This is a genomic window from Acidihalobacter sp. (assembly GCF_037381185.1).
GTDB lineage: Bacteria > Pseudomonadota > Gammaproteobacteria > DSM-5130 > Acidihalobacteraceae > Acidihalobacter_A.
On record NZ_JARRQY010000075.1, the window covers coordinates 1 to 14705 of the forward strand.

Annotated in this window: 13 protein-coding genes; 11 read left to right on the forward strand and 2 right to left on the reverse strand. The window is 61.9% G+C overall.

What is annotated here, in order from left to right:
- From modA to P8014_RS18715, 7 genes are all read left to right on the forward strand, one after another.
- The coding region (gene modA, locus P8014_RS18685; protein WP_337818836.1) for a molybdate ABC transporter substrate-binding protein at nt 1-687 on the forward strand (687 nt) is incomplete at its 5' end.
- 36 nt (nt 688-723) lie between these two features.
- Nucleotides 724-1392: a molybdate ABC transporter permease subunit gene (gene modB, locus P8014_RS18690; protein ID WP_337818837.1), complete on the forward strand. Its 669-nt coding sequence runs from the start codon at nt 724-726 to the stop codon at nt 1390-1392.
- On the forward strand, nt 1389-2462 hold the full coding sequence (modC, locus tag P8014_RS18695) for a molybdenum ABC transporter ATP-binding protein (protein WP_337818838.1): 1074 nt from the start codon (nt 1389-1391) through the stop codon (nt 2460-2462). Before modB ends, modC begins: the two co-directional genes overlap by 4 nt.
- A 230-nt stretch (nt 2463-2692) precedes the next feature.
- Entirely contained in the window at nt 2693-3847 is a 1155-nt protein-coding gene (locus P8014_RS18700) for an efflux RND transporter periplasmic adaptor subunit (protein ID WP_337818839.1), read from the forward strand.
- The gene (locus tag P8014_RS18705; RefSeq protein ID WP_337818840.1) at nt 3844-6951 is read left to right on the forward strand and encodes an efflux RND transporter permease subunit; all 3108 of its coding nucleotides are present in this window, start codon (nt 3844-3846) and stop codon (nt 6949-6951) included. The genes P8014_RS18700 and P8014_RS18705 overlap by 4 nt, the downstream gene beginning before the upstream one ends.
- 67 nt (nt 6952-7018) lie before the next feature.
- Nucleotides 7019-7303, forward strand: a complete 285-nt coding sequence (locus P8014_RS18710) for a TOBE domain-containing protein (protein WP_337818841.1) — start codon at nt 7019-7021, stop codon at nt 7301-7303.
- A 152-nt stretch (nt 7304-7455) separates the two neighbouring features.
- The gene (locus P8014_RS18715) at nt 7456-8457 is read left to right on the forward strand and encodes a hypothetical protein (RefSeq protein ID WP_337818842.1); all 1002 of its coding nucleotides are present in this window, start codon (nt 7456-7458) and stop codon (nt 8455-8457) included.
- 259 nt (nt 8458-8716) lie between these two features.
- Here P8014_RS18715 and P8014_RS18720 read toward each other — a convergent pair whose 3' ends face one another.
- Together P8014_RS18720 and P8014_RS18725 are read right to left on the reverse strand one after the other, a co-directional pair.
- Nucleotides 8717-10666, reverse strand: a complete 1950-nt coding sequence (locus P8014_RS18720) for a tetratricopeptide repeat protein (RefSeq protein WP_337818843.1) — start codon at nt 10664-10666, stop codon at nt 8717-8719.
- Between the two features lie 186 nt (nt 10667-10852).
- Nucleotides 10853-11569 carry an SDR family oxidoreductase gene (locus P8014_RS18725; protein WP_337818844.1) on the reverse strand — a complete coding sequence of 239 codons (717 nt, stop codon included), beginning with the start codon at nt 11567-11569 and terminating at the stop codon, nt 10853-10855.
- Between the two features lie 348 nt (nt 11570-11917).
- Here P8014_RS18725 and nifV point away from each other — a divergent pair, with 348 nt between their 5' ends.
- Genes nifV through P8014_RS18745 form a run of 4 tightly spaced genes read left to right on the forward strand, consistent with a single transcriptional unit; the run spans nt 11918 to nt 14701 of the window.
- The gene (gene nifV, locus P8014_RS18730) at nt 11918-13054 is read left to right on the forward strand and encodes a homocitrate synthase (RefSeq protein ID WP_337818845.1); all 1137 of its coding nucleotides are present in this window, start codon (nt 11918-11920) and stop codon (nt 13052-13054) included.
- A 10-nt stretch (nt 13055-13064) separates the two neighbouring features.
- Nucleotides 13065-13829 carry a serine O-acetyltransferase gene (cysE, locus tag P8014_RS18735; RefSeq protein ID WP_337818846.1) on the forward strand — a complete coding sequence of 255 codons (765 nt, stop codon included), beginning with the start codon at nt 13065-13067 and terminating at the stop codon, nt 13827-13829.
- A gap of 1 nt (nt 13830) precedes the next feature.
- Nucleotides 13831-14346, forward strand: a complete 516-nt coding sequence (locus P8014_RS18740; protein WP_337818847.1) for a hypothetical protein — start codon at nt 13831-13833, stop codon at nt 14344-14346.
- 31 nt (nt 14347-14377) lie between these two features.
- Nucleotides 14378-14701 carry a nitrogenase-stabilizing/protective protein NifW gene (locus tag P8014_RS18745; protein WP_337818848.1) on the forward strand — a complete coding sequence of 108 codons (324 nt, stop codon included), beginning with the start codon at nt 14378-14380 and terminating at the stop codon, nt 14699-14701.
- The last annotated feature ends 4 nt before the right edge of the window (nt 14702-14705 follow it).

The window sequence follows — 14705 nt, forward strand, 5'->3', positions numbered from 1 at the left end:
CTGCACATCGCGGTAGCCGCCAACTTCACCGCACCGGCCAAGGCCATCATCGCCGACTTCAAGAAGGACACCGGCAAGACCGTGCTGCCCAGCTTCGGCTCCACCGGCATGCTCTACGCTCAGATCAACAACGGCGCCCCCTTCGGCCTGTTCCTCGCCGCCGACAGCCGCCGCCCGCGTCTGCTGGTCGAAAAGGGCGTAGCTGTTGGCGACAGCCGTCGCACCTACGCCGTAGGCCGTCTCGTGCTGTGGAGTCCGGATCCTGGCCTAGTCAAGGACGGCGCCGCCGCGCTGCGCGACGGAAAGTTCTCTCGCCTGTCCATCGCCGAACCCAAGGCGGCGCCTTACGGCGCGGCAGCCAAGCAGGTGCTCGAGCACCTCGGCCTATGGAAGAACCTGTCGCCGCGGATCGTGCGCGGCCAGAGCATCACTCAGACCTACCAGTACGTCGCCAGCGGCAATGCGCAGCTGGGTTTCGTCGCCCTGTCGCAAATCGCTATGCTTCCGCCTGCACGCAAGGGTTCGCAGTGGCTGGTGCCGCAGTCGTTCTACACGCCCATCGCGCAGCAAGTCGTGCTGTTGAAGAAAGCCGCGAACGATCCGGAAGCCAAGGCCTTCTACACCTACCTAAAGAGTCCCAAGGCAGAAAGGATCATCCGCGAATACGGCTACGAGATCGCCAAGTAATCACCTGCCGGCGCGCGGGACCGAAGGATACGTTCGATGGATCTGGAACCCGTCTGGCTGACGCTCAAACTTGCGAGCATCACCACCGTGCTGCTGCTGCTCGTCGGCATCCCGCTCGGCTGGTGGCTGGCGCACCGCCGCTCATGGGTCGGCGAGGCGGTCGGATCGGTGGTGGCACTGCCGCTGGTGCTGCCGCCGACCGTACTGGGCTTCTACCTGCTGATCGCCCTGGGGCCCCACGGTCCCCTGGGCCTGCTCTCATCGGTCTCCGGATTCGGCAGCCTAGCATTCACCTTTCCCGGGCTGGTGATCGGCTCGGTGGTCTACTCGCTGCCGTTCGTGGTCCAGCCGGTGCAGGCCTCGTTCGAAGCCATCGGCCGACAGCCGCTGGAAGCCGCGGCGACGCTGCGCGCCTCCCCGCTGGACCGTTTCCTTACCGTCGCCCTGCCCCTGGCCCGCCCCGGCATCCTCACCGGCGCCACGCTGGGCTTCGCACACACCGTGGGCGAGTTCGGCGTGGTGCTCATGATCGGCGGCAACATCCCGGGACAAACCAAGGTGCTGTCGCTCGCGATCTACGAATATGTCGAAAACCAGCAATACCACGAGGCCAACATACTAGCCGGCGGGATGGTGGTGTTCTCGCTGATCATTCTGCTGCTGATCCGCAGAATCGCACCCCGCCAAGGCGGGCCGCGCCCATGAAGGGGCTCGCCTTCGAACTGCGCCTGCAGCAGGGCGGCTTCACCCTGGACGTTGCGCTTGATGCCGCCCCCGGCGTCACCGCCCTGTTCGGCCGCTCCGGCTGCGGCAAGAGCACTACCTTGCGCTGCCTCGCCGGTCTGCTGCGCGGGCACGGCTCGGTGCGCCTGAACGGCGACGTCTGGCAAGACGACGCTCGCGAAACCTTTCTGCCGACCCACCAGCGGCCGCTGGGCTACGTCTTCCAGCAGCCCGAGCTGTTCACCCATCTGTCGGTCAAGCGCAACCTGGAATTCGGCCTGCGCCGCACGCCGGCCGAACAGCGCCGCGTGGCCTGGGACCAGGCCGTCACCCTGCTCGGCGTCGAACCGCTGCTCAAGCGCGACGTCGCACACCTTTCCGGCGGCGAACGCCAGCGCGTGGCCATCGCCCGCACCCTGCTCACCAGCCCGCGCCTGCTGCTGATGGACGAACCGCTATCGGCGCTGGACGCTACCTCCAAGGCCGCCATCCTCCCCTACCTGGAGCGCCTGCACCGCGAACTCGACATCCCGGTGATCTACGTCAGCCACTCGCCGGAAGAAGTCGCACGCCTGGCCGACCGCGTCGCGCTGATGGAGGCCGGGCGCATCGTCGAGCACGGCCCGCTGCCCGCCCTGCTCGCCTCGGGACACCTGCCCCTGAGCGGCCATACGCACGACGAAGGCGTCATCGTCGACGGCGACTTGGAAACCTTCGACGAACGCACTCATCTGGCCACCATCCGTTTCGCCGACGGTACATTCCGCGTGGGGCTCGAAAACGCCACGCCCGGCACACCCGCCCGACTGCGCATCCACGCCAGCGACGTCAGCATCGCCCTGCAGGACCGCGGTGACGAAACCAGCATCCTCAACATCTTCCCCGCCCAAATCGTCGAAATCCGCGGCGACGGCCCCACCCGCACCCTGCGCCTGGATCTCGGAAAGACCACACTGCTCGCCTCGCTCACGCACCATTCGGTCGAACATCTGGGACTGCATGAGGGACAGCGCGTGTATGCGCAGGTGAAGGCTGTTGCCTTGATCGATTGAGGACTATTGAGCAGAGGCCGTGGAACGCACAGTCCGCGGTCACCCGAAATACACTGTTCGCCCCAGTTCCAAATCGGGTCGGCGCCTTTCCATTGCGCATCCTTTCCCATTCCCGTTCGTCTACTTTGGGTGACTTAGGTCAATTCCAATACATATGCTTATCCGTATACTTTGAAAAATTCATGAACAACAGACGATTCCAGCGCCGGCAAGGCAAGAGAACTCAATCAATGACGGATAAACAAGAAACGCAACCACGCAAGCGCCCACGCTGGTGGCTCATTTTCATTCCCATCCTGCTGATTTCCACTGGCTATACCCTGCACGAATACCGTCTTCACCAGGCAGACAAGAGTCCGCCGCCACCCAGCGCTCCCTGGGCGTTACAGACCGCACCGGTGGTACGCGGTGAGGTATCCAGCGAAATACAAACGAGCGCGGTCGTCGAGGCGACCGATGTCATCGTCCTCTCGCCGCAGATTCAGGGAACGGTGCTGGCGGTTGGCCCGCGTGCCGGTGCGGCGGTCAAACGCGGACAGCTGCTCGTGCGCATCGACGCGCGCTCGATCCATGCCCAGCTCGCCGCATTGGAGAAACAGCACCGTGCGGCGGTCGCGGAAGCGGACTATGCCGAGCGCCAACATCGGCGAATTGAGAAACTGCTGGCCAACGGCGGCGTGAGCCGCTCACAAGCCGACCTCGCGCGTACTTCGGCCGCTGATGCGCAGGCCAAGGCACAAGCGCTCGCGAGCCAGATCGCCGCCCTCAAGGTCAAACTGGACTATGCCGAGATCACCGCCCCGGAAGACGCCGTGGTCGCCGAACGGCTGGTCGCAGTGGGCGACACGGTCGGCCCAGGGCAGCCGGTCTATCGCCTCACCGCAGGCAAAGGCGCGATCGTGCGAATCAGTCTCGCGGCCGATCAACTCGCGCGGGTCCACGTCGGAGACCGGATCGTCCTGTCGAATGGAAGTGCGAGCCTGACGCTACCGATCACCCGCATCGCACCCGCCGTCGACAAGGCGGGCCTGGGTTTCGCCGAAGCGGAGGCCAGCGCTCTGCCATTCGGCTTGCCGAGCGGTAGCTCGCTTCCCGCCAACGTTTACGCGGCGTCTCACGGCACTACGCTGACCGTACCGATCGACGCCCTGGTGGGCGAAGGCGCGCACGCCCATGTGTTCGTGTTCGTAGCGACCGCCGGCAAGCCTGCGACGGGTACGCTGCGCCGCGTGGATGTGCAGGTGCTGCGGACCGGCGCTGAACGCGCCGCCATCTCCGGCAAGCTCGAACCCGGCATGCAGGTGATCGTGGGGCAGACCGCGCAGTTGGGCCAACTGCGCGATGGCGATCCGGTCGTCACGGGTCTGGCGGAGAACGGGCAATGAATTTCACGCAGAAGCTGCTCGACCGTCCGCATGCCATCGTCGCGGTGGCCGTGCTGGTCGTGCTTGCGGGCATCGGCGCCTATCTGACCATGCCCATGAACCTGTTCCCCGACACCAACCGCCCGATGATCAGCGTCGTCACGCAATGGCCGGGGGCCGAAGCCACCGACGTGGAGCAGGAAGTCACCCATCCGATCGAGACCCAGCTCTCGGCGATCGACGGCGTGCGCCGCGTGACCTCGGTCTCCCGTGACCAGGTCTCGGCGGTCACCGTGGAATTCAACTACGGCTACGACATCAACATCGATGCCACCAAGGTGCTGACCGAACTCAAGCGGGTCGAAGCCAGCCTGCCCTCGGGCGTGCACCAGCCGACCATATTCCGCATTACCAGCGCCACCCAGCCCGTCACCGTGTTGGGACTGACGCCGGCAAAAGGTTCGGATCTGAACCTTGCCCAGGTGCGCCGCATCGCCGAGAACAGCTTGCGCGACCGTCTGCTACGCGTTCCCGGCGTCGCCGAGGTGGAAGTCTTCGGCGGCCATCAGCGCCAGTTGCAGATCCGTCTGGATCGCACGAAACTCGCCGCCCATCGCCTGAACGTGCCGCAGGTGGCTTCCGCCATCGCGGCAAGCAACGTAACCGCGCCAATGGGTTTGGTACACCGCGAGGGCTACCGTTTCCTGTTGACGCTCAACGCGCTGAAACACACGCCTGGACAGGTTGCCGACATCCAGGTGCCAGTGCCCGGCGGCGGGCTGGTGCGCCTGGGCGATCTCGGAAAGGTGCAATGGGGTAGCGCAGACCCGACGTCGATGTATTTCGGCAACGACAAGCCCGCCATCGCCGTCTCGATGCTGCGCGGCGACGACGGCTATTCCGCCACCGTTGCGCGCGCCATCGATGCAGCCCTGCCGCGGATCCGGGCCCAATTCCCGATGCTCGACATCCAGCGCACCGATGGTCAGCTGAGGCTCATCAACCTGACCGTCGACAACATGCTCGGCGCGTTGCGCGACGCCGTCATCATGACGGTGTTCGTCATTCTCCTGTTCCTGGCCGATACCCGCGCCGCCTTCGTGACCGCTCTCTCTCTGCCGTTCACCTATCTGCTCACCTTCCTGGTGATGAAGCTGATCGGCTACGAGTTCGACATGGTCAGCCTGACCGCCGTGATCATCGCCGTGGGCTTGCTCGCCGACGACGCGATCGTGGTCATCGAAAACATCGAGCGACGCATGCGCGAGCACGGCGAGTCCGGCCTTGCCGTGGCTGCCAGCGGCACCCAGGAAGTCATGCTCGCGGTACTCTCCGGGACACTGAGCAACGCCGTGGTGTTGCTGCCCATCGTGTTCATCGGCGGCTACGTGCAGACCGTGCTGCGGCCGCTGTCGGTCACGCTGATCATCGCGCTGACCGCCTCTTTCATCGTTGCCGTCACCATCATCCCGCTGCTCACACCCTGGATCATCAAACCCGGTGCGCGCGATCCATTGCGCGGTCCGTTACTGTATTTCGAACGCTGGGTGTTGAAGCCGCTCAAGCGCTTCTATGCCTTCGCCGTCACGCTGGCGCTCAGGCATCCCTGGCGCGTGCTCATCGTTGCCACGCTCCTGACGGGCGCGTCGCTCAAGCAACTGCCGGTGGTGGGACGCGAACTCATGCCCCTGATGGACACCGGCATCGCGCAAATCAGTTTCGAGGCGCAACCCGATACCGACGCCGCGGGCATGAAACGCATCGCCGAGCGGGTGGACGCGGCGATCCAGGCGTCGGTCAAACTCGCCTGGTTGCTGTCCACGTCTACCGTGGTCGGCGCGGAACCCGAGGACAAGTCCTTCGGCGCGGCGCGCACCTTCCAACAGGGGATGGCGACCGTGAATCTGGTGGACCGCTTCCACCGCAGCGAGTCCATATTCCGGATCGACCGCGAGATTCAGCGGCGCGTGGCCGCCGTGCCGGGCGTGATCAACGCCAACGCCGTGGTCTACGGCGCCACGCCGCTGTCCTCGATCCGGGGCACCGTGGATCTGATGCTCAGCGGGCCGGACTGGCGCGTGCTCAACCGTCTGGCCGCCGACCTCGAACAGCGACTGCACAAAGTCGGCGGTCTGACCGGCGTCGAACGAAGCTGGCAGGGCGACTCGCAGCGCCTGCAGCTGAACGTCGATCCAACCCAGGCGGCCGCCTACGGCCTGACGCCCGCCGGCATCGCCAAGCAGGTGGCCGCGCAAGTCAACGGCGTGCCCGCGGGGAGCATTCTGGTTCCGAACCAGAGCAGCATCCCGGTATGGATCCGGCTGCAGGCGGACCAGCGCTCGAGTACGCCTGCTATCGCGGCACTCAATCTGACGGCCCCGGACGGACGCATCGTACCGCTGACGCAGGTGGCCAGGGTAACAACGGTATACGCACCGACCGCCTACACCCACCAGAACCTGCTGCGCACCGTGGACGTCATCGGCTATCGACGCAATATTTCCGTCACCGCGCTCAACGCCCACGTCGATCAGGCGCTCAAGGGTTTCGAACTGCCGCGGGGCTACACGCTCAGCCGCGAAGGTGAGATCAAGGAAATGAATGCCTCCTTCACCCGCCTCGCACAATCACTGGCCCTAGGCATCGTGTTGCTCGCCGTGGTATTGGTCATCGCCTTCCGCTCGTTCATCAGTCCGATCGCCATCCTGGTGACCTTGCCGCTATCGATCATCGGAGCGGCCTGGGCCATGTTGATCGCGGGAAAACACGGCTGCATGCCCTCGTTCATGGGACTGATTCTGCTCATGGGCATCGTGGTCAAGAACGGCATTCTGCTGGTGGATTTCGCGCAGGAGGCCCTAAAACAAGGAGTGCCGCTCAAGCAGGCGATACTACAGGCCGTCGACCTGCGGACCCGGCCCATCCTGATGACCGCAGCCGCCGCGTCCGTCGGCATGATACCCGTAGCCTTCGAATGGGCCGTAGGTCTCGAACGATTGTCGCCGCTCGCCGTGGTCGCCATAGGCGGTTTGATCGTGGGCACATTCCTCACGCTGCTAGTCGTACCGGTACTGCTTTATCTGCTGTATCGGCGTCGCTATCCGGATACGGAACCAACAGCATAGGCGGCCCCCATTCGCGTAATGGGGAATTCTGGTCAGTTGGTGATAGGGCGGTCAGGTTTCGCCGGGTATGGAGGGTCTAGGTGGGCCTCCCGGCATATCCGCCTGCCTACGTATCCACACCAGCAACGTCAGCAGCGCCCTGCAGGACCGCGGTGACGAAACCAGCATCCTCAACATCTTCCCCGCCCAGATCGCCGAAATCCGCGGCGACGGCCCCACCCGCACCCTCCGCCCGGATCTCGGAAAGACCACACTGCTCGCCTCGCTCACGCATCATTCGGTCGAACATCTTAGGCTGCGCGAGGGACAGCGCGTGTATGCGCAGGTGAAGACTGTTGCTTTGATCGACTAATTGAAGAGCAAACAAAATAGCAACGACCATCCCCCAATACTGCGTGGCATCAGATGGCGGCGGCTGACTATTGTTGGCTTTGACTCTATTCCTTTGTTTATGTATGGTTTTAGAATTTCCCCACTCACAGGGGATCAGATGCCCGACCCAACATGACGACCATCATCCTACCCCGCCTCCCCATTCAAGCGGACTCCATGCAACGCATGCTGGATCTGCCCCCTGACTGCATCCACGGCTTTGGAGTCACAACGCCGAAGACGCTGTGGCCCAATACGCCTTATATGCTGGGTGAGCGCAAAACCGATCATGATCGCCTCGTCATGGGCCTGCTTTCGCAGCAACCTGCAAATCAGACGCTCGGGGATCTGTCCCTGGCCTATGGCAGCGAGAACACTCGTGCCCTGGCGGAACTGACGCGCAGGCTGCGGGAAACCAAACCCTATGGGGTCGCAGGTGCGGGCGCTGCCGCCAGCGTCTATGCCCAACGCATGGACAGCTTGGGCAAAGCCATTCAGGCGTACCAGCACGCCGCGGTGGAATATCACCGCGTCTCGCATTCGAGGGCCGTGTCCGGTATTGCTCGGGCAGCTGCGCAAACAAGATTGAGTGAAGCGAAGGCGAATTTGAGCCGACGCTTTGGGATCGAACTCAATACGATCAAATCGCGCCTGCCCAAACGCCAGTGGCGACTGCTACGCGCGAACGACGAACGGATGTTCGAGCGCATCCGGCGCACCGGGCGGGCTTCCCGGCTCGACGTCGGGTCCAGTGTCGAGGCCACCGATCTGGTCCGCTTCGCGCGGCATGCGAAATTTCTTGGAAACGGACTGGCAGTCATCGACTTCGGCAGTCGCGTGGGTGATATTTATACGGACTACAAGACAGGCGGCAACTGGGAAAGAGAAATGTTCATCCACTCGAGCAGTCTGGCTTTGAGCGCGACTGCCGGTGAAATTGCGACAATTGCAGGTATGGCCACCCTAGACATTGCCATTGCAGTTGCCGCAACCCCAGTTGGTTGGGTTCTGATTATTGGTGGCTTAGCCGTTGCTGGGGCAGCAGCGCTTGGATCAGTCTATGTCAACAATTGGACCGAAAAGCATGCTGGCTCTTTCTACGATAGGATCATGAGTTGGATCTCTCATTTATGACACATGAAGACATTGCAACTATCCTTTTCCTATTTGCCTTAGCGAGCGCCATAGTCACTGGAGTTCTTTTTGTAATATTTGGTGAAGTTACCGTCAGGAAGCTGAGAAGGAACCCAGAAACAAAAGACTTGCTAGGCATGGAATTTATCAGTGGATGGGACATCCAAAATGTTGCAGTCACACTAGCATTACCCAAAAGCTTTATGAAGCGCATCGACAAGGGATCAACGTCTTTCCTGCATGCAAACTCTGAAACCATTTACCGCAACACAACGAAAATTGATCGTTTCCTAGGTCGAGCTTTTTCAAGTCCGTCGACTTTCTTTCCAGCCACCAGGCTCAAAAGCAAAAGACCGATCATTTCCAGCGGGCTTATTCCGAGAAAAACCGGAGACAGCAAGAAGGGCGTATCAACCGAGTGGGCATCTAACACAGCAAACATGATCACTAGATATATCGGCAAACTGAGCACGAACAGCGCTATCAACAATATAGCCGTAGAGGACTTCCAACTCATATCTCTAAAACGGCGCGTTATAACAGGAAGGCAAACAAGGAACGCAATAGGATTTACCACCAAGGACAAAATAAACGACTTTGTTGAATCACCAGAGACAGCAACATCGTGAATAATGCTGATCGTTGTCACAAGACAATAGCTCAATAGAAGCAACGCGAGGATTTGATGCGCAAACCCGATGCGTGACGATGTGCCCTTATACGAGAACCATTCCCGCCTTGCGCTCCAAATCCATATAGTCATCACCAATGTCGCCAGTGGATAGAGCACCACATCCACAATTGCAAGCGTATTCACATCGCTGGACTTCGATACCGGCCGGATCATCCAATAGACGGCCCGATGCAAATTTCTTGGCACACCCTCGCCCTTTAAGTACGCGTCACCCAACGCATGTTCGGCTTGAGCATTCCCCAACCCAGCTGCCTCACGGTACCACTTTGCCGCATCAACATCGTTCCGCGGCACACCAACTCCTTCATGGTACATCTGCCCCAAGTGCAGCGCGCCCAATGCGTTACTTCGGCGCGATGCGCCCTTTGGCTCTTTTAGCGTGGCAGCCAGCCGGTACCATTTCATGGCGTCCCTGTAACTTTGTGGAACACCCCATCCCCTGTAATACTGGGAGCCCAATGCGAATGCAGCCAAAGCATTGTCATTTTCGTTTTCTCCCAACGGCCCCTTTATCAATGCCGCCCGGCGAAACCATTCGGCTGCCTTCGCCGGCTCGCTCCGCCCTGCATAGTAGACATGGCCCAGCATGTAGGCGCCCATGGAATTTCCCAGTTCAGTCTCGCCCAGGATGCCTCTCATCATTGCAGCCCGACGAAACCATACAATCGCTTCGGCCAAGTCCAGGGGAACGCCCAGGCCATGGTAGTAAGCCATACCCAACATGTAGGCACCAAGTGCATTGCCCGGCAGATTTTCTCCTGTCGGTCCTTTGACATCGGCCGCCATGCGAAACCAGGTTGCCGCCTCGACGTGATTGAGAGGCACCCCCGTGCCTTTATCGTAGTAATAACCTATCGAATAGGCCGCCGCTGCATTGCCAACCTCATAGTCCCCTTCGGGATTGCGCCGCAACGCCGCTTTGTGGATCCAGCGGAGTCCTTCGCTGGAATCCTTGGTCGCACCTTGGCCAAGCAAATAAGCGCGGCCAAGTAGATAGGCTCCCAGCGCATTTGCGTTTTCGCCTTTGCCTGACAAGTCACGCTGCTGTGCCGCCTTCCGATACCAGTGAGCCGCTTTTGAGTAGTTCTGCGGGACGCCCAGGCCGCGTTCATACGCTATACCTAAATCAACTTCGCCACCGGCATCATTTTGCAAAGCCGCTTTGCGAAAAAAATCAGCAGCTTTCATGTAATCCTGAGTTACGCCCCAGCCTCTTTCGTAAAGCAGACCCAAGGTATTCAGCCCCGGGCCATTTCCTTGTTTCGCGGCTCGATGCAACCATGCTCGAGCAGTGCTGAAGTCTTTTTGAATCATGTAAATCCTGCCGAGCGCCGCTTCGGCAAAAGGATCACCTGCGTTCGCAGCACTTCGCAGTTGCAGCAGGTCGCCCTGATGCTCGGTCATTGCTCCAACACTAAGCACGCGGGCTTCAGATCTGGTCATGGCGGCAAAGCTCGGTTGCCACCAAAGCACCCAACACAGCAATGTGGCCATCACAGAAAGGATTCTGATCATCGATTCCTTAGCCCAATTATGTGTTCAAATTATTTAGCCAAGGTGTTGCGCCCCATGCCCGTACAGCAAGGCTGACCAGTTGGATCCAAGACCGGTAGACGCAATCACGCCCCAAGAGAGGCTGAACTTATGACAAGCTCGACGTAACTCAAGTTCAATCATGTCGAGATACCTGGCGATTCGTGCTCACCTCCCGCCGAGACTGCCACCACCGTCAACGCCGAGAACCTGGCCCGTGATGAAACTCGCTTTCTGCGACAAGAGGAAACATATCGCTGCCGCGACTTCGGACGGCTCTCCCAGCCTTCGCATCGGAATCGTCGACAACGCCTGTTTCTCGGCTTCGCTCCCAACCGGCTGCGCCTCACGAAACAGCACCGACTCGACAGGTCCCGGTGCCACGGCGTTGGAGGTAATACCGTATTCGGCGAGTTCCAAAGCCCACGTACGGGTGCATCCGATCAAGGCACTCTTCGCGGCAGAGTAAGCCGTTCGGTCCCTGGCGCCATGAATAGCGCGGCTGCAGACGTTGACGATGCGGCCGAACCTGCGTTGCTTCATCGCATCCACGAAAAATTGAGTGACTTGAACGGCCGTGCGGACATTCAGATTGAAGACATCGTCCAGCAAGGGAAGATCGATGGCTCCCAGCGGCTGGGGTGAAACGATCCCGGCATTGTTGACGATACCTGAAATCTCGAATTGTTGATCGATCCGGCGCAATACCGCATCCGTTTCATCCACGTTCGATAGATCGCAGGCCAATAGCGTGCCGGGGAATTCGATGCCCTCGGCACGGCGTGCCAGCCCGATCACATGCCGCCCCTGCCTTGCCAGTTCTTCCGCAACGGCGAATCCAATGCCTCTCGATGCTCCGGTAACCAGAAATGTTGTCTCTGTCATGCTGTACCTTCCCTGTAGAAATACGCGTTCCTGATCGAAAACACACTGAATATATGGCTACGAACAATCTGCCGCATTGCACGCCATATGCCCTTCTCCTATTTGAGACAGCCGGCGTCGGCGGAAGTTGTTCGCATCCAGCACCATTGGTTCACGCAAGACTGGCTCTCTCAAGCTCGTGTTCAAAAACACCCTCCCGCGCACTCGCCACTTGTCGCAAACACGACAAACACCCTACGTCTCATGCAAATCAACCAAACAAGAAACATATAACCAACTGATTAACAAACAAATATTATCAGGCACGCGGTTTGCTTATCCGATACCAAACGTTTCGGAGGCTACGCTATGCAAGCATCGCCAGGCCCGGTCATCGACGACACCACGCTACGCGACGGCGAGCAGTCAGCGGGCGTGGCCTTCTCGCTGGAGGAAAAGCTCGCCATCGCCACGGCACTGGCCGAGGCCGGCGTGCCGGAACTCGAAATCGGCATTCCCGCCATGGGCGATGAAGAGCGCGAATCCATCCGCGCCGTGGCGGCGCTTGGGCTGCCCGCGCGGCTGGTGTTGTGGAGCCGCATGCGCACCGACGACCTCGCACTGTGCGCGGACCTCGGCGCCCACCTGATCGACCTGTCCATTCCGGTTTCCGACCAGCAGATCGGGCGCAAGCTGGGGCGCAGCCGCGAATGGGTGCTCGGCTGCATCGAACACCACGTCGGTGAGGCTCTGACCTTTGGCCTGGAGGTGTCCGTCGGTTGCGAGGACGCCTCGCGCGCCGATCAGGACTTTCTCGACCGCGTCGCCGAAACGGCGCAGCGCGCCGGCGCACGGCGCATGCGCTACGCAGACACCGTCGGCGTCCTCGATCCCTTCGGCGTGCACGAACGCATCGCGCGTCTGCGCCGCAACGTGGACATCGAGATCGAGATGCACGCCCACGACGATCTGGGCCTGGCGACCGCCAACACGCTGGCCGCCGCGCGCGCCGGTGCGACGCACCTCAACACCACGGTCAACGGCCTGGGCGAGCGCGCCGGCAATGCCGCACTGGAAGAGGTGGTCGCGGGCCTGCGCCATCTGTACGGCATGGAAACAGGGGTCGAGCTGCATCGGTTCCCCGCGCTGTCGCAGCTGGTGGCCAACGCCTCCGGCCGTCCCGTGCCCTGGCAGAAGAGCCTGATCGGCGAAGGCGTGTTCGATCACGAGGCCGGCATCCACGTCGATGGCCTGCTCAAGGATCCGCACAACTACCAGGGCATCGATCCGGGCGAACTCGGCCGGCAACACCGTCTCGTGCTCGGCAAGCACTCCGGCATCCACGGCCTGATCTACGCCTATGCCCAGCTCGGCGTGCAGCTTACGCGCGAACAGGCCGGCGCTCTGCTCGAACAGGTTCGCGGCTTCACCACGCGCAGCAAGCGCTCGCCACAACCCGAAGAGCTGCTCGGCTTCTACAGCGCGCTCGACCAGGCGGTGCACTAGGAGACGCCCGATGAGCACTAGGCCCACGACGCAGAACCCGTCCGCCCCATCGCTGCTAAGCCTATGGCGCGAAGACGTGGCCTGCGTGTTCGACCGCGACCCGGCCGCGCACGGCAGCCTCGAAGTGCTCACCACCTATCCAGGCGTGCACGCCATACTTGCGCACCGCCTGGCGCACCGGATGTGGCGGCGCGGCTGGCGCTATCCGGCGCGGCTGCTCGCCTTCCTGTCGCGCGTATGGAGTAACGTTGACATCCACCCGGGCGCCCGTATAGGCCGGCGTCTGTTCATCGACCACGGCGCGGCAGTGGTCATCGGCGAGACTGCCGAAATCGGCGACGACGTGACGCTTTACCACGGCGTCACCCTCGGCGGCACGACCTGGAATACCGGCAAGCGCCACCCCACGCTGGGCAACGGCGTGTTGGTTGGCGCGGGCGCCAAGATCCTCGGGCCCATCACGCTGGGCGACGGCGTGCGCGTCGGCGCCAACTCGGTGGTGGTCAAGGACGTCCCCGCGCAACGCACCGTGGTCGGCATCCCCGGCCGTATCGTACAAACCGGCCCGCGTCCGGCCGAATTCCACGGCATCGACCTCAACCACCACCTGATCCCCGATCCGGTCGGCAAGGCCGTCACCTGCCTGATGGAGCGCATCGAACAACTGGAAGCCCGCCTCGCGATACACGAAGGCGAACGCGGCGCCGCCTGCGCGCGCTGCGAAGCCGACGATTTGTGCAACGAAGACAGCGCCGCCGCGCGCAGGGCCGGCTGACATGGACCTTCACGACTTCGACGACGCCGAACTCTACTTCGAGCGTCCGCTCGCATCCGCCGCACAGGAGTTGATCGAGTCCGCCGCCGCACACTACGGGGAAACTCCCGTCGAAGCCGAATGCTGCCTGCTGCGCGCCCATCTGCACGAACCGCGGCATCTCAGCGTGCTGGTGGCGCTGTACCGCTTCTACTACTACCAGCACCGCACCGAGGACGCCCTGCAGGTCGCCGAACGCGCGCTGGAAGTGAGTGGCGCCGATCTAGGGCTGCATGGTAACTGGCGCCAGCTCACGGTTCCCGCCGTGGCCGCCGCCGGCGCACGCTCGATGAGTCTGCTGCGCTTCTACCTGCTGTCGCTCAAGGGCTCGGGCTACCTCTGTCTGCGCCTCGAACGCCGCGCCGAGGCCGCCGAACGGCTCGGCACCGTAACCAGCTTCGATCCCGGCGACCGGCTCGGCGCGCGCTCCCTGCTGCTCATGGCGCAAGGCGTCGGGCTGCTGCCGTACGCCTCATGACTCTCTTTTGCAACGCTCCGAGGACACCGCCATGTACGACCCGCTCGACGACGACCTGGAAGACCTGAGTTCCGCCGAGGATTTTCTCGATTATTTCGGCATCGAATACGCGTCTTCCGTGGTGCACGTGAACCGCCTGCACATCCTGCAGCGTTTTCACGACTACCTCGAAACCGCCGCAGCGCAGATGCCCGCAACAGGCGCGCCGCGGCGCACCGCGTACAAGACGCTGCTGGAACGCGCCTATCTGGACTTCGTGCGCTCCGACGCGCGCACCGAAAAGGTGTTCAAGGTGTTCCGCCGCCCCGCGCCGGGCACGGCCTTCGTCCCGCTGCAGCAGCTCGCCGCCAAGTAGAGCC